The sequence below is a fragment of the Paenibacillus sp. JJ-223 genome (assembly GCF_927798175.1).
GTDB classification, from domain to species: domain Bacteria; phylum Bacillota; class Bacilli; order Paenibacillales; family Paenibacillaceae; genus Paenibacillus; species Paenibacillus hubeiensis.
Genome location: NZ_CAKMMP010000023.1, coordinates 11,692 through 37,335, shown reverse-complemented (window position 1 = coordinate 37,335; position 25,644 = coordinate 11,692). Strand labels below are relative to the sequence as shown.

General features: G+C 50.9%; 25 protein-coding genes. 8 read left to right on the top strand and 17 right to left on the bottom strand.

Annotated features, from left to right (window positions below; all coding sequences use genetic code 11):
• Positions 1 to 26: 26 nt before the first annotated feature.
• Entirely contained in the window at positions 27 to 1,244 is a 1,218-nt protein-coding gene (locus L6H98_RS28995) for a YheC/YheD family protein (protein WP_236421177.1), read from the top strand.
• A 178-nt stretch (positions 1,245 to 1,422) separates the two neighbouring features.
• Here L6H98_RS28995 and L6H98_RS28990 read toward each other — a convergent pair whose 3' ends face one another.
• Positions 1,423 to 2,112 (bottom strand): HAD hydrolase-like protein, encoded by a 690-nt coding sequence (locus tag L6H98_RS28990; protein WP_236421176.1) that lies wholly within the window; start codon positions 2,110 to 2,112, stop codon positions 1,423 to 1,425.
• 140 nt (positions 2,113 to 2,252) lie between these two features.
• Positions 2,253 to 3,224 carry a Gfo/Idh/MocA family oxidoreductase gene (locus L6H98_RS28985; protein WP_236421175.1) on the bottom strand — a complete coding sequence of 324 codons (972 nt, stop codon included), beginning with the start codon at positions 3,222 to 3,224 and terminating at the stop codon, positions 2,253 to 2,255.
• A 408-nt stretch (positions 3,225 to 3,632) separates the two neighbouring features.
• Here L6H98_RS28985 and L6H98_RS28980 point away from each other — a divergent pair, with 408 nt between their 5' ends.
• From L6H98_RS28980 to L6H98_RS28965, 4 genes are all read left to right on the top strand, one after another.
• Positions 3,633 to 5,270 (top strand): thiamine pyrophosphate-binding protein, encoded by a 1,638-nt coding sequence (locus L6H98_RS28980; protein WP_236421174.1) that lies wholly within the window; start codon positions 3,633 to 3,635, stop codon positions 5,268 to 5,270.
• Between the two features lie 11 nt (positions 5,271 to 5,281).
• Positions 5,282 to 5,650, top strand: coding sequence for a carboxymuconolactone decarboxylase family protein (locus tag L6H98_RS28975; protein ID WP_236421173.1), 369 nt, complete (start codon positions 5,282 to 5,284; stop codon positions 5,648 to 5,650).
• Positions 5,651 to 5,824: 174 nt separating this feature from the next.
• Positions 5,825 to 6,175, top strand: coding sequence for a hypothetical protein (locus L6H98_RS28970; protein WP_236421172.1), 351 nt, complete (start codon positions 5,825 to 5,827; stop codon positions 6,173 to 6,175).
• Between the two features lie 57 nt (positions 6,176 to 6,232).
• Entirely contained in the window at positions 6,233 to 7,225 is a 993-nt protein-coding gene (locus L6H98_RS28965) for a 3-oxoacyl-[acyl-carrier-protein] synthase III C-terminal domain-containing protein (RefSeq protein ID WP_236421171.1), read from the top strand.
• Positions 7,226 to 7,371: 146 nt separating this feature from the next.
• Here the strand turns inward: L6H98_RS28965 and L6H98_RS28960 are convergent, their stop codons facing one another.
• The 7 genes from L6H98_RS28960 to L6H98_RS28930 all read right to left on the bottom strand — a co-directional run bounded on the left by L6H98_RS28960 (position 7,372) and on the right by L6H98_RS28930 (position 14,357).
• On the bottom strand, positions 7,372 to 7,941 hold the full coding sequence (locus L6H98_RS28960) for a manganese catalase family protein (RefSeq protein WP_236421170.1): 570 nt from the start codon (positions 7,939 to 7,941) through the stop codon (positions 7,372 to 7,374).
• Positions 7,942 to 8,173: 232 nt separating this feature from the next.
• Positions 8,174 to 8,449, bottom strand: a complete 276-nt coding sequence (locus L6H98_RS28955; protein WP_236421169.1) for a spore coat protein CotJB — start codon at positions 8,447 to 8,449, stop codon at positions 8,174 to 8,176.
• On the bottom strand, positions 8,439 to 8,678 hold the full coding sequence (locus L6H98_RS28950; RefSeq protein ID WP_290371506.1) for a spore coat associated protein CotJA: 240 nt from the start codon (positions 8,676 to 8,678) through the stop codon (positions 8,439 to 8,441). The genes L6H98_RS28955 and L6H98_RS28950 overlap by 11 nt, the downstream gene beginning before the upstream one ends.
• A 274-nt stretch (positions 8,679 to 8,952) precedes the next feature.
• Positions 8,953 to 10,338: a hemolysin family protein gene (locus L6H98_RS28945; protein ID WP_236421168.1), complete on the bottom strand. Its 1,386-nt coding sequence runs from the start codon at positions 10,336 to 10,338 to the stop codon at positions 8,953 to 8,955.
• 48 nt (positions 10,339 to 10,386) lie between these two features.
• Positions 10,387 to 11,526 (bottom strand): radical SAM/CxCxxxxC motif protein YfkAB, encoded by a 1,140-nt coding sequence (yfkAB, locus tag L6H98_RS28940; protein ID WP_236421167.1) that lies wholly within the window; start codon positions 11,524 to 11,526, stop codon positions 10,387 to 10,389.
• A gap of 213 nt (positions 11,527 to 11,739) precedes the next feature.
• On the bottom strand, positions 11,740 to 12,822 hold the full coding sequence (locus L6H98_RS28935; RefSeq protein WP_236421226.1) for an HD-GYP domain-containing protein: 1,083 nt from the start codon (positions 12,820 to 12,822) through the stop codon (positions 11,740 to 11,742).
• A gap of 104 nt (positions 12,823 to 12,926) precedes the next feature.
• Positions 12,927 to 14,357, bottom strand: coding sequence for a bifunctional UDP-sugar hydrolase/5'-nucleotidase (locus L6H98_RS28930; RefSeq protein ID WP_236421225.1), 1,431 nt, complete (start codon positions 14,355 to 14,357; stop codon positions 12,927 to 12,929).
• Positions 14,358 to 14,476: 119 nt separating this feature from the next.
• Here L6H98_RS28930 and L6H98_RS31310 point away from each other — a divergent pair, with 119 nt between their 5' ends.
• Positions 14,477 to 15,232 (top strand): molybdenum cofactor biosynthesis protein MoaE, encoded by a 756-nt coding sequence (locus L6H98_RS31310; protein ID WP_290371505.1) that lies wholly within the window; start codon positions 14,477 to 14,479, stop codon positions 15,230 to 15,232.
• Between the two features lie 116 nt (positions 15,233 to 15,348).
• On the top strand, positions 15,349 to 16,398 hold the full coding sequence (locus L6H98_RS28915) for an HD-GYP domain-containing protein (RefSeq protein WP_236421166.1): 1,050 nt from the start codon (positions 15,349 to 15,351) through the stop codon (positions 16,396 to 16,398).
• Positions 16,399 to 16,544: 146 nt separating this feature from the next.
• Here L6H98_RS28915 and L6H98_RS31305 read toward each other — a convergent pair whose 3' ends face one another.
• The 8 genes from L6H98_RS31305 to L6H98_RS28875 all read right to left on the bottom strand — a co-directional run bounded on the left by L6H98_RS31305 (position 16,545) and on the right by L6H98_RS28875 (position 24,136).
• Positions 16,545 to 17,267, bottom strand: coding sequence for a M23 family metallopeptidase (locus L6H98_RS31305; RefSeq protein ID WP_290371504.1), 723 nt, complete (start codon positions 17,265 to 17,267; stop codon positions 16,545 to 16,547).
• A 188-nt stretch (positions 17,268 to 17,455) separates the two neighbouring features.
• Entirely contained in the window at positions 17,456 to 18,853 is a 1,398-nt protein-coding gene (sufB, locus tag L6H98_RS28905; RefSeq protein ID WP_236421165.1) for a Fe-S cluster assembly protein SufB, read from the bottom strand.
• Between the two features lie 20 nt (positions 18,854 to 18,873).
• On the bottom strand, positions 18,874 to 19,305 hold the full coding sequence (gene sufU, locus L6H98_RS28900) for a Fe-S cluster assembly sulfur transfer protein SufU (RefSeq protein ID WP_236421164.1): 432 nt from the start codon (positions 19,303 to 19,305) through the stop codon (positions 18,874 to 18,876).
• A complete protein-coding gene (locus L6H98_RS28895; protein WP_236421163.1) occupies positions 19,295 to 20,515 on the bottom strand; it encodes a cysteine desulfurase in 1,221 nt (406 codons plus the stop codon). The genes sufU and L6H98_RS28895 overlap by 11 nt, the downstream gene beginning before the upstream one ends.
• Positions 20,512 to 21,816 (bottom strand): Fe-S cluster assembly protein SufD, encoded by a 1,305-nt coding sequence (gene sufD / locus L6H98_RS28890; RefSeq protein ID WP_236421162.1) that lies wholly within the window; start codon positions 21,814 to 21,816, stop codon positions 20,512 to 20,514. The genes L6H98_RS28895 and sufD overlap by 4 nt, the downstream gene beginning before the upstream one ends.
• 24 nt (positions 21,817 to 21,840) lie before the next feature.
• Positions 21,841 to 22,623, bottom strand: coding sequence for a Fe-S cluster assembly ATPase SufC (gene sufC, locus L6H98_RS28885; protein WP_236421161.1), 783 nt, complete (start codon positions 22,621 to 22,623; stop codon positions 21,841 to 21,843).
• A 367-nt stretch (positions 22,624 to 22,990) separates the two neighbouring features.
• Positions 22,991 to 23,569: a DUF1802 family protein gene (locus tag L6H98_RS28880; RefSeq protein ID WP_236421160.1), complete on the bottom strand. Its 579-nt coding sequence runs from the start codon at positions 23,567 to 23,569 to the stop codon at positions 22,991 to 22,993.
• Between the two features lie 105 nt (positions 23,570 to 23,674).
• Positions 23,675 to 24,136, bottom strand: a complete 462-nt coding sequence (locus L6H98_RS28875) for a Dps family protein (protein WP_236421159.1) — start codon at positions 24,134 to 24,136, stop codon at positions 23,675 to 23,677.
• Between the two features lie 274 nt (positions 24,137 to 24,410).
• Between L6H98_RS28875 and mtnK the strand changes: the two genes are divergently transcribed.
• On the top strand, positions 24,411 to 25,628 hold the full coding sequence (gene mtnK / locus L6H98_RS28870) for an S-methyl-5-thioribose kinase (protein WP_236421158.1): 1,218 nt from the start codon (positions 24,411 to 24,413) through the stop codon (positions 25,626 to 25,628).
• Positions 25,629 to 25,644 lie beyond the last annotated feature (16 nt).

The window sequence follows — 25,644 nt, the reverse complement described above, 5'->3', positions numbered from 1 at the left end:
ATAACCGCTAAAGAAGGTGATTGTTTGTGTCCTCACCTGTTCTCGGCATCATGACGCTATATTTGAACGATCATCGCGGCTTGGAGGAGCGAGGCATTTACCGCAAGATGATACTGGAAGGTCGAAAGCGGGGACTGGATGTGTACGTATTCACGCCGGCAGACGTTCATTCCGGCGGCAAGCATATCAATGCGATGGTTTATAATCCGGGAAAAGGCTGGTCCAGGGAATGGCGTTCATTCCCGGACCTGATCTTTGACCGCTGCCGGATCCAGAGAAACCACCGGTTTGTACAATTGCAGGATTTCCGCAAAAAATACGGACATCTTTTGTATTTGAACCGCCCCTTGCGCAACAAATGGACCATTCACCAGCTCCTTGCAACCAAAGCCGCTTTTCGGGAACACCTTCCCGATACCTGCCTGTTTCAGGATATGTCGGACGTGAACCGAATGTTGAAAACCTACCCGCTAATCTATCTCAAACCGATCAACGGCACGGGCGGTCGCGGCATTCTGCGCATCGAACACAGCAACAAGGAGCCCAACACGGTTCTGGTACGCGGACGGAACCAGAAACGACAAATCATCACGCCGCGCAATGTGCATATGTCTCGCCTCGGAGCCTTTTTGCAGCACTGGGACATGAAGGACAAATATCTCGTGCAGCAAGGGATCCAGCTTCAGCTCCCCAACCAGCGCGTGCACGACTATCGCATGCTTGTTCAGAAAAACGGCGAGGGGGAATGGGAATTCACCGGTTGTGCCGGAAGGATCGGGGCGGAAAAGAGCGTCACCTCCAATCTTCACGGCGGCGGCCAAGCCATTGAAATGAAGCGGCTCATGAAACAATGGATTCCGGAAGAGGAGAAGCAGGCCGAAATTGCGAGCACCGCCGAAAAATTCGGCATTGCTATCGCTTCCTTTCTCGAGGAAACCTATGGCGCCCTCTGCGAATTGGCGCTCGATCTGGCCATAGACAAAAGCGGGCAAATCTACTTGCTCGAGGTCAACCCGAAGCCGGCACGCGAAGTTTTTTCCAGAATCGGGGAAAGCGAAATATATGAAAAAGCCATCACCCAGCCGTTGGAATATGCCTTGTGGCTTTACCGGCATCGTCCCGTTTCTTCGACCTCATCGCGCCCAAAAACAGCCGCACCGACCAAACCAGTCACACCAGTCAAACCAGCCACACCGGCCATACGCAGAAGCACCCCGTCTAGAAAGAAGAGAAGAACGAGATAACCCCGTCACCGAAAAAGGATCGGGAACTCTGGCATTCCAGAGTTCCCGATCCTTTTTGGAGTAAAGCAGCCTCAACGATCCATAAGCGCGTCTGCCGTCTAATGGAGCGAATCGCAATACAGCGATGATCGCGATTCAATGGTCAAGCTGAACATACAGCAATCCGTGCATGACGTAGTTATTCTGCAGCATTCCGATACAAGCCCAGCAATTCCGTAAAGTCGGAGATCAACACATCCGATCCGGCCAGCTCCTCATCGCGGCCGAACCCGGCATAGGCGCAGCCGATAACGGTCTGTCCGTTCATCTTGCCCGCCTCGACGTCCGAGGAACGGTCTCCGACCATCCAGGCATCCTGAATGTGGTGCTTCTTGAGCAAGATTTGCACAAGATCGACCTTGGATGGCGTCTTGTATTGGCCTGCGCTATACACACCTTCAAACAGCGGCATGATTTCGTGGGCAAAAGCTACGCCTTTCACGTAATCCTCCAGCCCGTTGCTCGCCACGAACAGGCGCACGCCCTGTTCCTTCAGCGCTTCCAGCGTCTCTTTGACCTGCGGATATAGTCGAGAATCGCCCCCATCGAGCCCTTCAATCTCCAACTGAAGCAGCAGTTCGTCCGCGCGGCGATGGGCTGCCTCGGAAGCGTCCGGCATGACGACCTTCCAGATATCCTCCAGCAGCATGCCTAGACTGCCGAGCATTCGCTCCTCCGGCGGCGTTTCTCCTTCAAAATGTCCTTCGGCTCTAAGCGTATCGAACAGACGGTGATACGCGGGCATCAACAATGTTTCCGTCTGAAACAGCGTTCCATCCATGTCAAAAATCATCGCTTCCGGTTTGCGCAATGTCGTTTCTTTCGTCATATCAGAATTCCTTTCGGCTTGAAATGTTGATCGGATTTTTCCGTTTTTCCCCATGATATACTTAAAGGTTCACCAATGTAAACTTGAGCTGTTTTGCAAACCATCGACGAATCGCTGTACCCTGCAACATTGGCCGGGAATCAGGAAAGCTTCGGACTACGCAGCGCTTCCAGCACAAGCTGGGCCCGGTAACCGTCGCTGAAATCATAGATTCTGCCGGGCTTGCCTTGAAGGCGCGCAATCACATGTTTCAGCACAGGCAGCTCGCTCATGGATTCCGGGGTCTCGATGGGCATAAGCGGTTCGCCAATGGCCCCGCCCATCAACTCCTCCCAGTTTTCCAAAGCCAGCGTCCCTTCCGCTCCATATACGATCATGGAGACACGCTCCTCGCCCGAAAAATGGGAGATGCCTTTCAGCTTAACCCGCGTCCCGTCATCCAGTCGCATATCCGCATGCACCTCGCGCTCACATCCAAGGGCATCTTCGGGATAATCCACTTCGCTTCGAAGGACGGTGATGCTGCCAAACACATTCTGGATGACGTGGATCCAATGAATGCCGACTTCCAGAATAAAGCCGCCCTGCTCGCGCCCCGTAATCCACTCATTCTGCTGCCAGCTCCGCGGCCATTGCGGAAATTGCAGAATCAGTTCGATTTTGCAGATTGAACCAATCGTTCTCTGGTCCAACAGCTGCTGCAGTTTCAGGACGGCCGGCTCGTGGGGCATGGAGAAATGCACGGCGTGCATCACCCCAGCGCTTTCCGCTGCGGCTAACATTTCAGCCGCCTCCTGGGCGCTGTTCGCCAGAGGCTTCTCGCAGAATACCGGGATTTTGCGCTGCAGCGCTTCCATAACGACCTGGTAATGAACCTTGGGCGGAACCGCAACGTACAACAGATCGATCTGGCATTCGTCCAATAGTGCCTTAAAATTTGTATATATACTCGCTCCCGGGTAGGAATCCGCAAAAGCACGCAGCCCCGCCTCGTCCGTATCGCATGCAGCCACGATTTCGATCGAAGCGCCAAGGTCATTTCGACCAGCCTGCTCAAGCATGTGATTTCCCATTTTGCCCAAGCCGATCATCGCCATTCTAATTGTTGTCATCCCACTTCACTCCAATCAGACTCCAGTATACCAGAAATGTAGGAAACATGGCTTTATTGCATAAATGAACACAGAAATGCGAACATGCGAAGCATGCTCCGCCAAACAACCATATTATGATATTTTTCGATTTTATTTTACATAAAAACTATTAATTATAATTTCTCAAAATAGAAAGACAGGCTTATGCGACTATTTATTTTTTCCAGCAGCCATAAGGCATAAACCGTTTACAACTTTAGATTCAGGAAAATTTACCCACAAAACAAGTTGACAAAAAACCACAAAAAAAGCTACTCTTCCTATTAACAAAGGATTTTTCCTTTCATATCTTCATCACGACGATCATTTGAACACAGAACACACCCTTTGGGTCTATCAACCTATTTGCGAAGCGAGGTGTTTCACATGACAACCGTAGCAGATATTTTGGCGAAAACTCTTTATGATTTGGGCGTTACCCACTTTTTTGGAATTATCGGAAAATCCATATGCCCGGCTGCTCTGAAAATGGTGGATTACGGACTTGAAATGATCCCCGGCAGACACGAATCCAGCTCGGGTTTCGCAGCTGCCGGTTACGCCCTTCAGACAGGCAAACTCGGCGTTGCCTTTGCCACTTCGGGACCTGGCGGCACCAACCTGCTTACAGCTGCTGCACATGCCAAGGCAAATAACCTGCCTGTGCTGTTCATTACCGGCCACCAATCTATACAGGAATTAGGAATCCCCCAATGCCAAGATTCCTCGTCCTATCTCGCCGACCTGGCAGAGATGTTCCGACCTGCAACGCTCTTCAGCAAGCTTGTGGAACGCGGCGACCATTTCGGCACGCTGCTGAACCATGCCCTATCCATTGCACTTGGTCCTAATAAAGGGCCTGTCCACTTATGTCTTCCATTCGATGTACAGACCGAACGCTTGAACGACTGCCGCATTGTCCTGCCGGAACACGAACCATTGCTCAGCGTATCCAATCTGAATCGCGTACTTCCGCTGCTGCAGCAATCCGAGCGGCCGCTGATCATTGCCGGAAAAGGCGTTAACCGGGCAAGGGCACACGATGAACTGGTGCATTTCGCCGAAACGTTCAACATCCCTGTCGTGACCTCGCCTGGCGGAAAAGGCGCAATCGCCTGGGACCACCCGCTCTACCACGGCCCATGCGGCGTTGGCGGCGTTCCCCATGCTGACGAAATGCTGAACCGGAGCGATCTGTTCATCGTGCTTGGTTCACGCTTGAGCGACATGACGATATGCAATCTCAAGCGCGAAAACCACCCTGCTCATCTGATTCAATTCGATACGGATCCGACATTCATCGGTAAAATCCTCGACTCGCATACCTTACATATCACCGGTGATCTGAAAGACAGTCTGCAGTTTTTGCTGGGCACGATATCCGGACACCCGATTCCCAAAACAGAAGAAAGACCGCTTCCCCCCGACTACACATTGCCTTTGCCGGAACTGACCGGGCTGTCCCTTGCTTCCATATTGGAGAATATGAGCGACCTTCTCCCCTATGATCATATGCTGTTTGTTGACGACGGAAGTCACGGTTTCCATGCGGTTCAACGTTATAAAGTGAAGAAACCGGGAAGCTTTGTCTTTGATGCTTATTTTGCCTGCATGGGCAATGCCATCGGCATGGCCATTGGCGCAAAAGCGGCCGCGCGCCAGGAAACGATCGTCTGCATTACAGGGGATGGCTGCTTCATGATGCTGGGTACCGAAATTCATACCGCGGTCTGCAACCAGCTTCCCGTCATTTTCATCGTCGTGAACAATAAACAACTGGACATGGCTTTAAAAGGCATGCAAAAAACGACCGGGCGAATCGATGGCACGTTGTACGAAGTCCCCATGGATGCAGCCAAGTTTGCCGAATCGCTGGGTGCGGCGGCATATCGGGCCGAGACCCAAGCGGAGTTCGCTTCCGCCTTGCAATCTGCCCAGCGTCTGCAGCAGGTCGCTGTCATTGAGCTTCTGACGGATCGCGATGAGATTCCGCCTACGGCTCACCGCACGCTGAATTTGGACTAGGAGGACAAAGCATGAACGAACAGGTGAATCAAGGGTTGGAGCGCTTCGCCAAGCTGTCCGGAAATTATGGAGCCAAAGCGCTTGCTCCCATTAAAGAGCATTTTCCCGAGCTTTCCGAATTTATTATGGGTACAGCTTACGGCGACATTTTTCAACGGACCACAATCAGCGAGCAATGGAAGGAAGTCGCCATCATCTCTTCGCTCATTACGCAAGGACAATACGAACAGCTGGGGATCCATTATGCGATGGCCCTTCAGGTTGGCGTGACGGTGGACGAGCTTAAAGGCGTACTGCTGCATCTTGCGCCATGCGTAGGAGCTCCGCGCATTATCAGCGCATTTAATGTTTTGTTGGCTACGCTGGAGGAAATCCAATGATTCACTTTTCTACATTTATATACACGATTCGACTTTATTATTGATCTTTTAACATGGCCGCCTTTATAATATGGTTAAATTATCCTGACCTATGATATGGGTACTCAACGTATTGTTACGACCAGTCATTTTGTCTGCAGGGTAGCTTAACTCATTTTGAAGGAGAGAACGATTATGGGAAGTTTTATTCTGAAACCCGATGTATCCAAAAAGCTGTTAAACATTGAATTGGAGGGTTCTTTCTCCGAAGAGGACGGGCTGCGCTCGATCTCGGCTTATCAGGACACGGTTGCAAAGCTCACTCCGGCGGAATACGAATTGCACATCGATTGCAAAAAGCTGAACGTCACTGCACCGGAAATTGTCCCCCTTCTGGAAGGCTGCTTGGCCATGTTTAAAAAGGACGGCTTCAAAAAGGTTATTCTGACGCTCGAAAACAATGCCATTCTGAAAATGCAGCTATCCCGTCTCGGACGCACCGTTGGTCTGGACAACCTTGAAATCATATCGACCGTTACTTCTTAAACACCCAATAAATCAGGCGGAACCATCTGGTGTATCCATCCGCGGGAGGAGATTAACATGGCCGGAATTCGTATCGTAGACATCGATATCTATCATCCAGCAAACAAGGTGGGCAATGCGTTTTACATTGATCATTTTGATGCAAGGGGTGTGGATATTCGCGGATTGTTAAAAGCACTGGGTCGCGATCAGCGTTACAAAATCGACAACGAGGATGAAAACTCGCTCAGCATGGCTTTTGAAGCCGCCAGCAACGTGCTGGAGAAAACCGGGCTGTCCGGCGCCGATATCGATCTTATCGCTTACGCAAGTCAAACGCCGGAGTACATTTTCCCTACGAATTCCTTGATGATTCATCGCCTGATCAACGGAGCTTCCCATACCATCTGCATCGACAGCAATGCCAACTGTGCCGGAATGACCGCGGCCTTTGAACAGGTGAGCCGCCAGATGCTGGGCAACCCGCGCATACGGCGGGCACTGATCATCGGCTCCGATTATGTCGCTCCTCATGCAAGCCCGGATGATCCGGTCTATTTCGCCAACTTCGGGGAAGCCGCGGCAGCCGTCATCGTCGAACGTGACGAGCATGCTGTCGGTTTTATCGATTCCATCTATCAGACGGATACTTGCGTGTACAACAATTCCCTGTTCCCGGCAGAAGGCTTGGCCAAGCTTGGCCAAACAGGAGTGGATGCAGGCGCGCTTCATGTCAAGTTCATTCCGTTCGACGACTCCATCTGCGTGGATGCCGCTTCCGAATCCATTCTTACCATGCTGTCACGCAATGAAATCGGCGTAGACGAGATCAAAGCGGCCTGCTTCTCGCAGCTTTCCATCGCCAACATCCGCGCCGTTTCCAAAAACATCGGAATCTCCGATGATGTTGCCGTATATATCGGCGATGAGTTCGGATACACCTCGACCAGCAGTCCATTTATCGCCTTCCATCGGGCCATTACGTCAGGCCAGATCCAGCGCGGCGACAAGGTTCTGTTCTGGACGGTCGGCGCAGGGTGGCAAAATGTTGCCATGGTGGTGGAATACTGAAAAGGATTGGCCCATTCGGCCGACACGGCCGCACGGCCAGCATATCACGAGAAAGCCCTCCTATATGATCCATGGAGGGCTTTATGTTGTGCATATGAGTCATTTTTGCCATGAAGGGAATCGCAAACGGCATTCGGCCGCAGACGCTAAAATATTTTTTTCGTTTCCCGGTCATCCTTCAACATTTCCACGGCCTCGCGGAACCTCAATGAATGCACGATTTCCCGCTCCCGCAAAAACTTGAGGCTGTCCTGCAAATCCACGTCATCCGTCATGTCGATCAGCCATTGATATGTAGCCCGCGCTTTCTCTTCTGCTGCAATATCCTCGTAGAGGTCGGCAATGGGATCACCTTTTGCCTGGATATAGGTTGCGGTGAACGGCACGCCGGCGGCATTGCTGTAGAACAGCGCCCGGTCGTGATTGACATAATGCGCGTCCAGCCCGGCTTTCTCCAGCTCTTCGACGGTAACATCCTTGGTGAGCTTGTAAACCATCGTGGCAATCATTTCCAGATGCGCGAATTCCTCTGTCGCGATATCGTTAAGCAGACCAATGACTTTATCCGGAATCGTATACCGTTGGTTCATGTATCGGAGCGCTGCAGCCAGCTCTCCATCCGCCCCGCCATATTGCTCCATGAGCAGCTTTGCCATATGGGGATCGCATTTGCTTACCCGCACGGGATACTGCAGCTTTTTTTCATAGATAAACATGCAATACGCCTCCTTTTACCGTTCAAAGTGGTTCCTTGCTCCCGTTCCGCTTCAGGGCCGCTACGTTTTCATTTCTTCAGAACATGTGTATGTCGTATGGCAAATGGCTAGAAGCAGCAACTCAACTTGGCGATGCGAAGGCACCTCAACCGATGGAAGAAAATCGTTGAAGTGCCTTTTTTCATGGTCCGCAAAACAGCCCACACGATGCAGCAGCCGATCCGGGCATCGATTATACCTGCCAAGGCCAGGGAGACTGGGACCATTCCCAGGGGTATTTGGAAAATGAATTGCCGAAGTTCTGCAGCGGGCCGTACAACTGCTGGAATTCATGGGCAACCCGCATCCGCTCCTGCGCAAACTTGTTGAATTGCTCGATGCTTTGATAATCCCCGGGATGCGTATCCAAATAGAGCGTCAGCTCTACCAGCACAAAATCCAAGGCCTGAAGCTCTTCAAGCAGCTCATAATATTTCAGGTCGCCAGCCTTCGGTTTGTCAGCATCCATCCCCCTTCACCTCGCTTTCCACAAACTTCTTCGACGTGTACGGACTGTACAGCGCAGGCCACAACGTGCCTGCTCTCAATGCCTCAGACGGGCTGAACTGGGGCCAACCCATGGGCTGAAACGGAATAAACAGCTGGGGCGGGACAAGATAGGTTCGAATCTCCATCGGTTTGCATGGGTCAAACGGTCCAATAAACGGCCTGTATGCGCGAATCTGAGGATCAATCAAAGAAACTCGCCTCCCTTAATAAACACGATTCTTAGGCACAACGCTATATGCCGAATCCGTTGCGTCACTATAACCTTATGTCGTTACGGACCAAGTTAATCCGAATTTTATTAAGGGTTGAGATTTGGAGATACCGGAATTTTGTCCTGTCGCCTGGATGCGTAAAAGTAAAAAAAGACCTTTGGCTTGTTGCCTCCATGCGCAACAGCCAAAGGTCCAAATATGTTCATAAGGTATGCCGCAAGCAAGTAGAGCCCGTGTAACGTTGCACCCTTCAATTCAAGGAATCTCCCGGTGGCGACGGCCTTTGCCCCGCCAAACCTTGATCCGCAAGCTGTCCTTTGGATTGCAGATCCTTATATATCCTCACTCTCGTAATGCGCAGACGCGTAGACTCTTCCACTTCAAATACGTAATCGTCCAGTTTCTTGGCCTTTCCTTTAGACGGGCTCCCTTCAAGCTCTTTGAACAGCCAGCCCCCGATCGTGTCCACTTCATCATCTTCGATCGCCGAACCTGTCCACTCGTTCACTTCTTCAATCAGGCAGCGGCCATCCACGGAAAAGACACCTTCCTTGCGCTCCACATCCGGACGTTCATCCTCGAACTCGTCATACAGTTCGCCGACAATTTCTTCCAAAATCTCCTCCGCAGTCAATAGTCCAGCCGTGCCTCCGTACTCGTCAACAACAAGCGTCATCTGGGAGTGCTTACTCTGCATCAAACGTAATACATGGCTGATTTCCATCGATTCGGGCACATTCAGGATCGGTCTGACGAGCGAAGCCAAATCCTGCTGCCGTTCAGGTTCGGCCAATAGCAGGTCCGTGATATGGATGAATCCGATGATTTGGTCCTTGTCTTCCAAGGCAACCGGATAGCGGGAATGCTTCGTTTCGTTAATGATTTTCAGGTTGTCTTCAAGCGGCAAATTCGCGTAAAGACAGTGCATGTCCGTTCGCGGCAGCATGACCTCGCGGGCGAGCATGTCCGAGAAATCAAAAATGTTGTCCATCAATTTGATCTCATCCTTGTCGATCACGCCACTCTTGGCGCTCTGTTTCATCAGAATTCGAAGCTCGTCTTCGGAATGGACCTCGCTTTCGCTCGCCGGTTCTATGCCGACCAAGCGCAGCAATGCGTTGGCCGACGCATTCAATACCCAAATGAACGGGAAAAACACCTTATAGAATATGAGCAAAGGCGCCGACAACAGCATCGCGATGCCGTCCGTTTTTTGAATCGCCAGCGACTTGGGCGCAAGCTCTCCGAGAACGATGTGCAAAAAGGTAATGATACAAAAGCCGACGATGACGGAAACCGTCGAGATCAATGCGGTATCCGTTATGCCAAGCTTGCTCATCAACGGCTGAACGAGCAGCTCGGAAATGGCCGGCTCGCCGAGCCATCCAAGCCCGAGGGATGTCAGCGTGATGCCGAATTGCGTTGCAGACAAATACGCGTCCAGCTTGCTGTTGACTTTGAGCGCGTAGCCTGCAAGCCGATGCCCCTCGGTCAGAAGTTGTGTCAGCCGGGTCTGCCTCACCTTGACGAGCGAAAATTCAGCTGCCACGAACACGCCGTTCAAAAAAACGAGCATGAACACGCAAAACAGATTAAACAGCAGCTGTCCGAAATGAAATTCCGTATGAATATCCAAGTCGAAGCTCCCCTTTATGATCTATTTGCAGGAATTAAACCTGGATTCCTAACGCAGAATGGCTTTTCGGGATTTGAAATCGATCCCTTTATAATACATGTCTGCCACAAGCAGATTCGGTCCGCAGCAGGAAGCCTCATCGCAGAAACAGTTGACGGTTTGGTTTAGCGGATGTTCCGCAGACCATTCATGGAAGATGTCGTCCAGCTTCCGGTCCTGCACATTGCCGAAGGCGGGAATGTCTGCGAAGTCGGTGACGTATACGTTCCCTGTAAACATGTTGACATTGACGCGATTCCTCCCGTCAGGGTCATTGCGGACCGTCACATTGGGCTCGCTGCGCAGGCGGCTGATCAACTTACGATCCTCCTCCGATGCACTGCAAGCAAAAAACGGCAATGTGCCAAACAGCATCCACATGTCCTTGTCACGCACATCCAGCAATCGGTGAATGGCTGCTCTCATATGTTCCAGAGAAAGGACCGGCAACGAAGACGCGAAATTGGAATTGTACATCGGATGCACTTCATGGCGGACGCAGCCCATTTCGCGAATCAGTTGATGAATGCCTTCCAGTTTCTCATGCGTGCGGAAATTAATCATCGATTCGGCGGAAATGAACATACCTGCCTCACTCAGCTTGCGCGAGTTTTCAATCATTTTCTCGTACATTTTCACAGCAACCTCGCGTTTAACCGGTCTGTTGCTGTTGGCAAAACCAACCTGATGAAAATCGTCTGCATTCAAATAATTGAATGAAATATGCATGACATCCAAGTAAGGAAGCAATTTCTCGTATCGGCCGATGTCCAGCGTCAAATTGGAATTGATCTGGGAACGGATGCCGCGTTCCTTCGCATACTTCAGCAAAGGAATAATCATCTCGTCCACCGTCTTCTGGCTGAAGCTGGGCTCTCCGCCCGTCAAGCTGATCGTTTGCAGGTGTTCGACTTCATCCAGCCGTTTCAGCATAAGGGAGATGGGCATGGACGGCGCTTCCCGCATCGTCAGCATATCTCCTACCGCGCAGTGTTCGCAGCGCATATTGCAAAGATGGGTTACGGTCATTTCTACGCTGGTCAGTACATGACGGCCATATTTACGAAGTGAGACGATCGGGTCCCACGGATCATTTGCAGGCGATAACGGCAAGATTGATTCTGGCGCTCCTGAGTTTAGCATGGTCATTGTTCTTCACCTTATTCCTTTTCTTAACCTAAAAAGTTCGATTCATATCATATCCCATCTGTATCTTATGGGAATTACCTTTAATCATAGCACAATTTTGCGGGCTTCGGGATGAAGGCCTCTGTCCATTACATGACAAAAACGCCCGGCAATTCCAGGCATGCCTGCCCTGGATATTGCATCTGAGCGCCTCCGAATCGCATATGTGAGCAATTAGGAAAATTCATTGCAGTCCATTTGGGGCGGGATCTTTTCCGCTCCTTCTACACCGGTAATCATTACCGACAGCGCTGTAGTAAGATCGATCTCATACGGCTGAGCCAGCATCTGCCCATCGGCATCTTTCAACACCCTGATCCGCGGGCGCTGCGGGATGCGCGGATGAATCGCGGACACTACCCCGACTTCGCCCGTACTGAGCATAACGGATATACCGATCGGGTAAATGGCCACGCAATCGCGAAATTTTGCCAGCATCCATTGTTCGTAGAGCGTTCCCGAACCCGTGTATAACACTTCAACCGCCTGATGGGGCAGCAAGGCCTGCTGGTACACCCGGTTGCTTGTCATCGCATCATAAGAATCGGCGAGTGCCAGCCATTTGGCATACTCATGAATCTCGTTTCCTTTCAAACCGAAAGGATAACCGCTGCCATCAATCCGTTCATGATGCTGCAGTGCGCAATGGGCGGCCAGAAGCGGGATTCCGGGTTCATCTTTCAGAATGCGGTGTCCATATGTAGTGTGCTGCTGAACGATTTTGAACTCCTCATCACTCAATCTGGCAGGCTTATGCAGAATTTCTGCCGGAACCTGGGTTTTTCCGATATCGTGCAGCAGGGCGCCAAGCCCGATCTCCGTCAGCTGATGCCTTGTATACCCCGAAGCCACACCCAGTACCAGGGTATAGACACATACATTGAGAGAATGATTGTATAGATCAAAATCGCTCGTGTTCATGTCCATCAGCATGATCATCGCTTCCTTCTGGCCGCCGATATCGTCCAGAATTGAATCCATCAAACCGCTGAACGCTTTGCCGAAATGCGGCATCCGGCTCTTTGTTTTGACCGTCGACATGTTCTGGAACTGCTTTCTGATCTCCACCAGGGCCCTGCGCCTCGTGTCTTCGTGCAGCATGTCGGGAACGATAATGTCGTCCGTGGCCGCGTCCTTGATATATACATAGCCGATCCCCAACTCTTTGAGGCGTGCAATCAAGCGACTGGTTAATTCGACCCCCTCACTAAGCAAGACCAAACCTTCTTCACTAAATATTCGTTTTCCCAGCTTCATGCCAGGCTGCAATAGGTTTATATGTACCAGACGCACAGCCTATCCTCTCCCGCTCCGTAGATGTAATTGCCAACAGCCGCCGTTATAGCAGAAGGCAAGTCTCGTTAAATATGTTGCCAGCGGGTTCGCAAACATTCGTCCAGCGCCCCTGGTCTTTTCAGTTCCGTTTCAATCAAATCGCGTATGAATTCGGGAAGACGGTACCTCGTCTCTGTTCCTTGGGCGAGGGAGGGATACCCTACATTAAACGTAAACATGTCCAAGGTCCCTATCACGATTTCCTCTTCGCCGCCAAGCGGTTCCCCGTCCAGGGAGATCGAACGGATCCGTTCATATGGACCACCATCAGGGTCAAAAGTGATCTCTAATCCGTCCACGCATAACGTGCCAAGAATATTCCCGCGGAACCCGAATCCGATAATCGGCTTGTCCGTGTACTCAGGCAGCAGACACTGCTCCAAAGCCTCCCGGAGATGACGGCCTTTTAACACTATTGTACAAGCATTGATCGGAGATGGACATAGGGAATGCAACATTCCTTTCGTAATGTCGCCTGAAGGCAAATCACCCAGCAGTTGGCCCGCGTTGACTACCGAAACCCGCGCGCCGGTGAAGCGGCGCACGGCTTGGGCCAGCAGATTGGCAAAAGGCGATTCGTGCACGTAATCGATGGCTAGCGTCCTGTCGCTAATAACCGCGGTCTGCCGAAGCGCTTCATTGGCAGCCATCCGGTCCGTTTCGATCGCGAGCACCACCTTTTCCTCCAGCAACGACCTGTCGACCGGAACGCAGCCGCCGTGCACCAAAACCGGCCTTCTCGATTCCGCTTTGCGTTCGAGCACCATTTTACCCAGCCACTGACCGAATTTCCCGCCAGCTCCGAGCGCCGTCCCGCCAATGATCAAAGGCTCCTCCAACACGTGATGGGTATGTCCGCCCAAAATGAGATCGATGCTATCCGTCTGCTCGGCCAGCCTGCGGTCCGTGGACAGTCCCAAATGGGACAGCACGATGACGACATCCACCTCGGGACGAATCGCCTCGGCCTGTTTACGAAGCGTTTCCACCGGGTCCAACACATCCCAGCCAAGCAATTCGTAAAAGGACGTAAACGGCGCCGTAGCACCTAATAGGCCGATTCTGAAACCGCCTTTATCCACGATCAGGGAGGGCTTCATCCAGGCAGGAGGGAGGCCCGTCCGTTGATCCAGAACGTTTCCGCATACGACCGGACACTGCAAACCCGAATAGGACTTGGCCAGCTGCTCCGGCGTAAAAGTCAAACCTTCGTTGTTGCCAATCGTAATGGCGTCATATCCCGTCAGATTGATCACGTCGACGTTCGCCGACCCCAGTGTTCCTTCCGTTTCCACCGCCATGCGATCCATGTGGTCCCCTATATCCAAAACCAAAAAGGCTCCGGCTTCGCGCCGTTCCCGTTCAATCATAGCGGCGATGGAACTCATGGAATCAAAATGACTGTGGATGTCGTTGGTATGAAGTATCGTTAATCGCTCATTTTCCATCAGGCTCATCCTTCCGCCAATTATAGGTCTTGACATGCGTATATTCCTCTAATAGATAAGCATAACATTTTCGGCGTCGTTATGATATATTGAAAGGGTTTAGAGATCAAAAAGAGGTGAACTCCAGCATGAAATTGAAAATTCAGTTATTTGCAGGCATTGCCGAACGAATCGGCACGTCTGTCCTTGAACATGACTATCCCGGGGAACAGCCCACGGCTGCCTCGTTAAAAGAAAGCCTTGCCCTCGCCTATCCTGAGGCGGCTGCGCAAATCCGCTCCGCTTTTCTGGCCGTCAATCAGCAGTATGCCCCGGCGAGTGCGGCAATCCAGGCTCAGGATGAGCTTGCATTGATTCCGCCTGTATCCGGAGGAGACGGCTCCGATGCATCGCCTGACCAGCCCGCCATCACCGCCGCCGAGCACCGGACGCCGGATGGCATGTACATGATCACGACCTCCCCTTTATCCGTCGAGGCCACGACCAGACTGGTGATCACTGCAAACCATGGAGCAACGCTGACTTTCGTCGGCACGACGCGCGAAATGACGGGAGAACAACGAACGGTTCATCTGGAATACGAAGCATATGTTCCGATGGCCTTATCTCAAATGGCGGCCATCGGAGCGGAAATTTCCGAACGCTGGCCTGGCGTGCAGTGTGCGATCAGCCATCGCATAGGTAAAGTGGATGTCGAGGAGATTAGCGTTGTCATTGCGGTGTCCTCTCCGCACCGCAGCGATTGTTATGATGCCAGCCGTTATGCGATCGAAAGGCTGAAGCAGGCCGTACCGATCTGGAAAAAAGAAATCTGGGAAGATGGTGCTGAATGGAAAGGGCACCAACTAGGTCCATGGGACCCTACCAAAAACCTTGATAATTAGTCTTTCCATCTCTTGAAAGCTCACATGGATCAGTAAATAAGTCGTTGTCAACCCATTTTTTTCTTGTTATTATTACTATATGTGTCGATATAAGTCGAGGAAAAGGTGGTTTATACGTGAGAGTGCATGTTACTGATCTTAAACCTGGCGATCTGTTAAAAAGCGATGTATACAACAGTACAGGTCTCCACATGCTGATGAAAGGTTCCACACTCAGCGAAGACGATATTTTCAAATTGCTGCAACATGGAATCGATTATGCAGATGTAGAGCACACAGCATCCAACGAACACTCTGATGCACAAACCTTGCCTTCCGATCAAACCCGTCGGTTACAAACTCTGTTTGACGATACGATCAAAGGTACTGAAGTGTTATTCAAACAAGCGCTGGAGAAAGGGTTCATTGACGATGAGCAGGTGAATGAGATCGTCGTTCCCCTCACCACCCAACTGGAAAAACAAAAAGACGTTGTTTCCCTTCTCCTGATGCTGGATGGAGACAATGAATACACATATAACCATTCGCTGCAAGTAGGTATGCTATCATTCTACATCGCCTGCTGGATGGGATACGATCCGGATGAATGCCTCACCGTAGCCAAGGCAGGCTACCTGCATGACATCGGGAAATCAAAAATCCCTGCTGAAATTCTACATAAACCAGGCAAGCTGACTTACGAAGAATTCGAAGAGATGAAGAAACATACCTCTTATGGATATGAGATTATCAAGAAATCCACGCAAAGCGAAATTCTTGCTACCGTAGCGCTGCAGCATCATGAACGCGAGGATGGCAGCGGATATCCTTTGGGCCTGAAGGGGGATGAAATTCATCCGTACTCCCGCATCACGGCTGTGGCAGACGTATACAGCGCGATGACCACAAACAGGGTATATCAGACTAAACAGGAACTGATTTCAGTTCTGTGCGAGCTGTACAGCCTCAGTTTCGGACAACTGAACGGGGAAGCCACACAGGAATTAATCAAGCATATGCTTCCGAATTTTATCGGCAAGCGCGTCCTGCTCTCTACAGGGGAAAACGGCCTGATCGTCATGAATAATCCTGCCGATTACTTCCGGCCACTGGTTCAAACTTCCTCCGCTTTTATCGATTTGGCCAAGGAAAGGGATATTGCCATTGTTGAAATTTATACGAATTAATCGATGACCGTCCAGCAAAACGCTATAAAGGGAAGCCTGACCACAGGCCTCCCTTTTTTAAATCCACGCTCGCTTCCGGCCCCTTCCTTCACACTTGCATACCACGCAGTCCATCGGATGAATTTAGTACGATTTTGGGACTCTACTTAGGCTGTTCCCCCATCAGACTGCGAAGTCACCGATAACCCTTTTTCCTTACGATACATGATCACCAGCATCCGCCAAAAATCATAACTGCCCGTCTCCGTCAGCATATATTTACGATAATAGTCATATGCGTCTTTTGCCCAGGCCGGACAGCTCATATTGGCTAACTTTTTCTGCTGCTCCACCCAAGCTGCCTGAGCATCCACCTTTTTCTGCAACGCCTCAAAGGCCAGCTTCTCTTCATTTGTCATGGGCGCATGCTCCTCCCCGTTCGTGCCGTATTCAGATTTCAAGTAGGCTTCCGGTTCCACTACACCGTCTTCACTAGCCGTATAGCCATAGGAAGGGGCGCTAGTTTTGCGTATTTCGTAGTGAAGGTGAGGGCCCGTGCTCTGCCCGGTGCTTCCCTGATTGCCGATCCGCTGTCCACGTTTTACCTTTTGGCCTGTCCGTACGCCAATGCTGGACAAATGGGCATAACAATGCAGGTAGCCCCGATGGTCCTCCAACGCTACTGTAAGGCCGTAACCGCCGAATCCCGAACCAGTAGCCCCCTCGGCAGCAAAGCGCACAATGCCGTCCATAAATGCAAATACAGGCGCATTCCAAGGCACTTTGACCAAATCTATCCCCCGATGAAATGTCTGCCCTCCATGAAGAGGATGGATCCGATAGCCAAATGAACTTGTGACGCGGTATCCTTCGAATGGATTCATGCTCATGGAAATGGAATCACCATCCTTTTCGATTAGTAGATGCACATGTCCCACAATTTGACTGTGTTTTTGATCCTATTATACTCCCCATCTTCCTATGAAAAGCAAAAAAATAACAAAGTTACCCTGCCGATTTATAAACGCAAAAAAGAACCAAGGGATATCCCTTGGTCCTGTTGGATGCCAACGATCGATTAACCGATGCTGCCTTCCATTTCGAATTTGATCAAACGGTTCATCTCTACCGCGTATTCCATCGGCAGTTCTTTGGTGAACGGTTCGATAAAGCCCATGATAATCATTTGCGTTGCTTCGGCCTCGGTCAATCCGCGGCTCATCAGATAGAAGAGCTGGTCCTCGGAGACTTTGGATACCGTTGCTTCATGCTCCAGCACAATGTTATCGTTCATGATTTCGTTGTAAGGAATCGTATCGGATGTGGACTCATTGTCGAGAATGAGCGTATCACATTTGATGTTGGCTTTGGCGCCTTCAGCCTGACGGCCAAATGAAGCCAGTCCGCGATACGTTACTTTACCGCCATGTTTACTGATCGATTTGGATACGATCGTGGACGTTGTATCCGGTGCAAGGTGAATCATTTTCGCCCCTGCATCCTGATGTTGGTTTTTGCCTGCTACCGCGATGGACAGAACGGAACCTTTCGCTCCGCGGCCTTTCAATACAACCGCAGGATACTTCATGGTCAGTTTGGAACCGATGTTGCCATCGACCCATTCCATCGTTGCATTTTCTTCGGCAACCGCACGTTTGGTTACGAGGTTGTAGATGTTTGGTGCCCAGTTTTGGATCGTTGTGTAACGAACGCGGGCATTTTTCTTACAGATGATCTCAACGACCGCACTGTGCAGCGAGTTGGTGCTGTAGATCGGAGCCGTACAGCCCTCAACATAGTGAACGAAGCTGTCTTCGTCCGCAATGATCAGCGTACGCTCGAATTGTCCCATATTTTCGGAGTTGATCCGGAAATAGGCTTGCAAAGGCACTTCGCATTTCACGCCTTTTGGAACGTAGATGAAGCTGCCTCCGGACCATACCGCACTATTCAATGCAGCAAATTTGTTGTCTGCCGGCGGAATGACCGTTGCGAAATATTCGCGCAAAATTTCTGGATGCTCTCTGAGGGCAGTGTCCGTATCCATGAAGATCACGCCTTGCTCTTCCAGTTCCTTTTGCATGTTATGGTATACAACCTCGGACTCGTACTGAGCGGATACCCCTGCCAGGAATTTTTGCTCTGCTTCAGGAATACCGAGTTTGTCGAACGTTTCCTTGATTTCGGAAGGTACCTCTTCCCATGTTTTCCCTTGTTTTTCGGAAGGACGAACATAGTATTGAATATCGTTGAAATCCAATTCGTCCAGATCTCCGCCCCATTTCGGCATTGGCATCTTTTCAAATTGTTTCAGAGCTTTCAAACGAAACTCCAGCATCCACTCCGGTTCGTTTTTGATCCGGGAAATTTCGGTGACGACTTCAGCCGTCAGACCTTTACCGGTTTGAAAGATGGATTTGTGTTCGTCGCGAAAACCATATTTGTACTCTTCCAATTCTGGTGCTTTTTTAGCCATCTTGCTCTACCTCCCTATCGTTATTGTACATTGTCCTCATCGTCAATTCCTTTGCGCAGTGCATTCCAGGCCAGAGTGGCACATTTGATGCGTGCAGGGAACTTGTTCACACCGGATAGGGCTTCGAGATCTTCATAATCGTCGAAATCAACTTCTTCCCCTTTCATCAGTGAGGAAAAACGGTTCGCCAGATCGAGCGCCTGCTCCATCGTTTTGCCTTGGATGGCTTCGGTCATCATCGACGCCGAAGACATGCTGATGGAACAGCCTTCTCCCGTGTATCTGGCCTCCTGAACGATTCCGTCCTTCAACATAAGCTGCAGTGAAATCCGGTCGCCGCAGGTTGGATTGTTCAAGTCCACCGTGACGGCTTCATTATCAAACGTTCCGCGATTGCGCGGGTTTTTGTAGTGGTCCATTATGACTCGCCGGTACAGATCATCAAGTTGCATCGCCAAAATACTCCTTTGTCTGGATTAAGGCGCTGACAAGCCGGTCCACATCTTGTTCGGTATTATACAGATAAAAGCTGGCGCGAGCCGTCGCGCTGACCTGCAGCCAACGCATCAATGGCTGGCAGCAGTGATGTCCGGCACGAATCGCGACTCCGCTGGCGTCAAGCACGGTTGCCACATCATGCGGATGAACGTCGCCCAGATTAAAGGTAACGACACCGACATGGCGTTTGGCCGGCCCATAGATGGTCAGCCCACCGATTTCAGACAGGCGTTCTGTGGCATACGCCGCCAGCACGCTCTCATGCCGGGCAATTTCGTCCATGCCGATCTGCTCCAGGAAGTCAATCGCAGCGCCAAGCCCTACTGCACCGGCAATAATCGGCGTACCGCCTTCGAACTTCCACGGCAGCTCTTTCCAGGTGGAATCGTAAAGACCGACATCGTCAATCATTTCACCGCCGAACTCGACGGGTTCCATGGACTCCAGCAGCGCCTTTTTGCCGTAAAGCGCACCAATTCCGGTAGGACCGCACATCTTGTGGCCGGAAAGCGCATAAAAATCACAATCCAAGTCCTGCACGTCAACCTTCATGTGCGGTGTACTTTGCGCTCCGTCCACAACGATAACGGCACCGTGGCGATGCGCAATTTCGGCAATTTGTTTCACTGGATGGATGACACCCATCACATTGGATACATAAGCGATCGCGACAATTTTAGTATTGCCCGTGATCGTTTTTTCGACATCGGCCAGATCGATATTGCCGTCCGGCTGAAGCGGAATGTATTTCAACGTCGCTCCAGTTGCCTTGGCCACTTGCTGCCATGGAATCAGGTTGCTGTGGTGCTCCATCGCCGTAATCACGATTTCGTCGCCTTCCTTGCACACGGAGCGTGCATAGGAAGAAGCGACGATATTTAAAGCCGTCGTTGTGCCGCGGGTGAAAATGATCTCCTGCGTGCGACGGGCATTGATGAATTTGGCAACCTTCTCGCGAGCGCCTTCGTAGGCGTCCGTTGCCCGGCTTCCAAGCGTATGAACTCCGCGATGCACGTTGGAGTTCTCAAAATCATAATAATGCTTAATCGCATCGATAACCGACTGCGGTTTCTGCGACGTCGCCGCATTGTCCAGATATACGAGCGGGTGTCCGTTGATTTCCTGGTGGAGGATCGGGAACTGCTCGCGGATGGATGGGTTCATCGACCCAGCTTCCGTTCGATCAGGGATTGCAATTGGGTACGCAATGCTTCCAAAGGAATATCCGCCACCACCGGAGCCAGGAAGCCGATGATGATCAGGCGTTCCGCATCCGTACGGTTAATCCCGCGCGACATCAAGTAATGAACCTGCTCTGCATTGACTTGGCCTACCGAAGCTGCGTGACCTGCCGTTACGTCATCCTCATCGATCAGGAGGATCGGGTTAGCGTCTCCGCGTGCTTTCGGGCTCAGCATCAACACTTTCTCTGTTTGCTGTCCGTCCGCTTTGGTTGCGCCTTTTTCGATCTTCGTGATTCCGTTGATGATCGCCGAAGCTTCTTCGCGCATTACCGCGCGTGTGATCATTTGGGATGGCGTATTTTTACCGAAGTGACGTGCTTCGGTCGTGTAATTGATTTTTTGCGATCCGGAACCAACCGCGATCACTTTGGAATCGGAGTTCGAACCATTGCCTTTGAGCACGCTCATCGTGTTGCTCGCCGTATCTCCATTGTTCATTTCCCCGACGATCCATTCGATCGTTGCGTCGTTCTCCAGAACAGCGCGGCGGAACGATACGTCCGTCACTTGAGCATCCATTTGATGGACTGTCGCATAACGCACTTTCGCGCCAGCTTTGGCGATGACTTCTACGACGCCGTTATGGAATACAGGTGCAGACAGCTCGCTCGAAACATAGTTATCCACGTAAGTAACGGAGCTGTTCGTATCCGCAACAACCAGCACGTGCGGCGCAAATGTGGCAGAAGCATCATCGGTCAATAAAACGGCTTGCAGAGGCACTTCGATTTCCACGTTTTTAGGAACATAAAGGAATACTCCACCGTTCCAAAGCGCTGCATGCAGCGCAGCAATCGAATGCTCATCGGCTTTGACAGCCGTATTCAGGTACGGTTTCACCAGGTTTTCATGTTCACGAGCCGCCGTAGCGAGATCCGTGAAAATAACACCTTTGGCAGCGAGCTCTTCCGACAGTTTTGCGTATACGTTGCCGGAATTGCGTTGGATGACCAAGCCGCCTTCGTTTTGATCCTGTACCAGGTCTTTGATGCTCGCAGGAGCATCATCCAGGGAAGTCAGGGCTTCCGCTGCTTTATATGTTCCATATTCGCTGATATTCCAGCGTTCGATTTTTTGCTTTTCCAGTTTGGGAAGCGCGAGTTCGCCTGCAAGCTTCAGTGCCTCAAGACGCTGCTCAGTCAGCCAGCCGGGTTCTTGATTGCTTTCCGACAAGGCGCGAAGCGCTTCAGATTCAACCGGAAGAATGGTTTGTGTAGTCATGAAATTTCCTCCTCCGTTTAGTCTTTACGCTTCTTGGCCTACAGTTTCGTCTGTAATTCCCAGTTCTTCTTTAACCCAATCGTAACCTTCTGCTTCAAGGCGTTCAGCAAGCTCAGGACCGCCGGATTTGACGATACGGCCTTGCATCATAACGTGAACGTAGTCAGGCGTGATGTAGTTCAACAAACGTTGGTAGTGAGTGATGATCAAGAAACCGCGCTCTTCGCTCTTCATGGCATTGACGCCATTCGCTACGATTTTCAAAGCGTCGATATCGAGACCGGAGTCGATTTCGTCCAGTACGACGATTTTTGGATCAAGCAGCATCATTTGCAGAATCTCGTTCCGTTTTTTCTCACCGCCCGAGAAACCCTCGTTCAGGTAACGATGCGCAAATTCCGGGTTCATGTCGAGGTCTTTCATTTTGCCTTCCATTTGACGAATGAACTTGATCAGGGAGATCTCGTTGCCTTCGCCGCGACGTGCATTGATTGCGCTGCGGAGGAAATCGGAGTTGGTTACGCCTGCGATTTCGCTCGGATATTGCATGGCCAGGAACAGACCGGCGCGTGCGCGCTCATCCACTTCCATCTCCAGCAGGTCTTCACCGTCCAGCGTTACGGTTCCATCGGTTACTTCATATTTAGGATGTCCCATCAATGCGGAAGCCAGCGTGGATTTACCGGTTCCGTTCGGACCCATGATCGCGTGGATTTCTCCACCTTTCATTTGCAGGTTGATTCCTTTCAGGATTTCTTTGCCTTCGATCTCCGCTTTCAGACCTTCGATGACGAAATTCGTAGCCATGTGTATTGTTTCCCTCCATTGGTAGAATTGATGTTAGCTGTCAAAACGAAAAAGCACCCATCATTGTATCTGAACAGGGCTTCCCCTGAATTTCCGGTTGTCTTCAACCATCAGCATAGAACTTTAGAATAATTCTAATCTGATTCTCACTGATTATCAAGACATTTCCTAAAGAAAGGATGTCTTTCCTTCAAACATTATTCTACATGATTCTATAATAAATCGGGACTTGAATCAAATTAGAATGCGGTGCCGCGGCAATTGAACAGTGAGAAAAATCACTGAAATTGACAAACGGCATCTTGGATCCTTTCTTTGTAAAGCCAAAAAAAGGACTTATCCAGATTATGGACAAGTCCTTTCCGCGTTAATCCGCTCGCAGCGCTTCTTCAATTCGCTTCACCCGTCTGTCATATTCCGCAACGTCCAGCACCGGCGTCATTTCGCGCAGCACCGGACCATTAGGAACGGAAATCCAAGATTTGCAGCCATTGTATTCGGGCAGCACAGGGATCTCCATCGGCTCATTCAGACGATATACGCGAAGCAGCAGCACATGAAGCGGATCTTTTCTTTTCCATTTTAAACGCGCTTCCGCAAAATCCGAAGTCCACATATGAAATTCTTGCAGTCGCTCCAGCGTTTCCTGATCCCGGATCTCAAGATCCTTCGTCACTTCGGCGTACGCCGTCAATTGGATCGCCTGCAGATCCGGGGACCACCCCGCCATGGATTCATCTACACGCGGTTGTTCTGCCGGCTTGATCAATTCTTTGCGCTGGTGCTCATAGGTCGGATACAAATAGAAAGCAAGGCTTTTCAGTTCGAAATGCCTCGTTTCCTCCACGATGCCGCCTTTGCGCATCACCAAAATTTGGCGGCCGCTTTCCAGCTCTTTGATCGCAGAAGCCCATTCCTTCAGAGCCGGAGCCGTTGGTTGTGACATGTCGTCCCCCTCCCGAATCGGTCTTTGTCAGCAGTATAGATGCTTGGCGCATTTCTGACAACTTATCCTTTCGGAAGAGGAACCTTCAAGCCGGGTGAGTATTTATTATCCAAGGAACGAGCGCAGCATCCACATGTGTTTTTCCAGATCGGCCTTAAAGCCGGTCAACATGTCCGAAGTCGGTTGATCCTCCGCTTCCTCTGCAGCGTCAATGCCCTCCTGATACTCGTTCGACAGCGTTGCGAAATCCTCGATTAAATTCTGGACCATCGCGTTTGCGTCTTCTTTTCCGGATGCCTCCTGAATGGTGGAAAGCTCCAGATACTCTTTCATCGTAGCGGCAGGGCTTCCTTTTAGGGTCAGCAAACGCTCGGCGATTTCGTCCATCTGTGCCGTAATTTCGTTGTAAAATTCCTCAAATTTCACATGCAATGTATAGAAATGCGGGCCTTTGACGTACCAGTGGTAGTTGTGGATTTTCACGTAAAGGACGTTCAGGTTGGCCACCTGACGATTCAGTATTTCTTGAACGGTTTTTGCTTGATTGGTTTTATTTGTTGTAGCCATGCATATCCCATCCTTTATCTAAAATTAGCCTGTCATGCCATGCTTCCCGGGTTCATGCGCGGGCACCACAGAGACTTTACCAATGATTCGTGATCTCCCGGGCACGTTCTCCGTCGGGCCTATCCTGATTTTACCCATGCTTCCCCGGGTTGAACCAAGCTTGAACGCCCTGCAGCAAAAAAAAGTACAAAAACGCGGGTATTTCCGATATACTGACACTTATACCAAGCAGAGAAGTAGGTTTTCTGTTTTCTTAACCATGGAGGTGGCATCCTTGACTCAATATCATCCATTGACTTCCCAAGACGCGATGGAACTCGCAAAAACGATACCCGGTCCATTCACGGCCGATTCCGAGTTGGAATGCCGCGAGATCGGCGACGGCAACCTGAATTTGGTTTTTCACATCACGGACCGAAACTCCGATAAAAGTATCATTATCAAACAAGCCCTCCCTTATGCGAAAGTCGTCGGTGAGTCTTGGCCCCTTTCCTTGGAGCGCGCCCGGATTGAAAGGGAAATTTTGCAGGAGCAATATCGCATTTGTCCGGGATCGGTCCCGGCGGTCTACCATTATGATGACGTTCTTGCTTTGACGGTGATGGAGGATTTGAGCGATCACACCATTATGCGCAAAGGCCTGATCGACGGCATGTCTTATCCGCTCTTCGCCCGCCATATCGGAGAATTCATGGCGCGGACGCTGTTTTTCACCTCGGACCTGGGCATGGATCAGAAATCGAAAAAAGAGAAACAGGGCCGCTTCATCAACCCTGACCAGTGCAAAATTACGGAAGACTTGATTTTCGACGAACCTTACCGCATTGCGGAAAAAAACAACTATGAAGCCTCCATCGAGGATGAGGCCGAAGCCCTTCGCACGGATGCAGCATTGCATCTTGAAGTTGCGCTGCTGCGGGAAAAGTTTTTGACCCATGGCGAAGCTTTAATCCACGGCGACCTTCACACTGGAAGCATCTTCGTTACCCCGGAATCGACCAAAGTCATCGACCCGGAATTTGCTTATTACGGACCGATGGGTTTCGATATCGGCGCGGTGCTGGCCAATTTGCTTCTTCATTACGCTGCCGTGCCGGGGTGGATTCAGGATGACGCTGCCCGGAAGGCTCGCGAAATCGAAATGCTGGACATGGTACGGGATGTATGGACCGAATTCGAATCCCGTTTCCGTGCCTTATGGACAACCCATTTGCTCGATCCTGTGGCGAAAGCCCCGGGCTATGAGGATCATTATGTACAAAAACTGCTGCGTGACACTGCCGGTTTTGCCGGCGCCAAAATGGTCCGGCGCATCGTCGGCCTTGCCCACGTCGCGGATATCGACACGATTAAGGATGCCGCTTCCCGCGAGCGGGCCCAACGCAAATCGCTGGCCATCGGCAAAGCATTGATTAAAAGCAACCGCAGCTTGAATTCGATCGACGAACTGCTCGATACCGTGGCTGCGGCCGGATCCACGCTGGAACGCTAAAAACAGGAACGGGGGA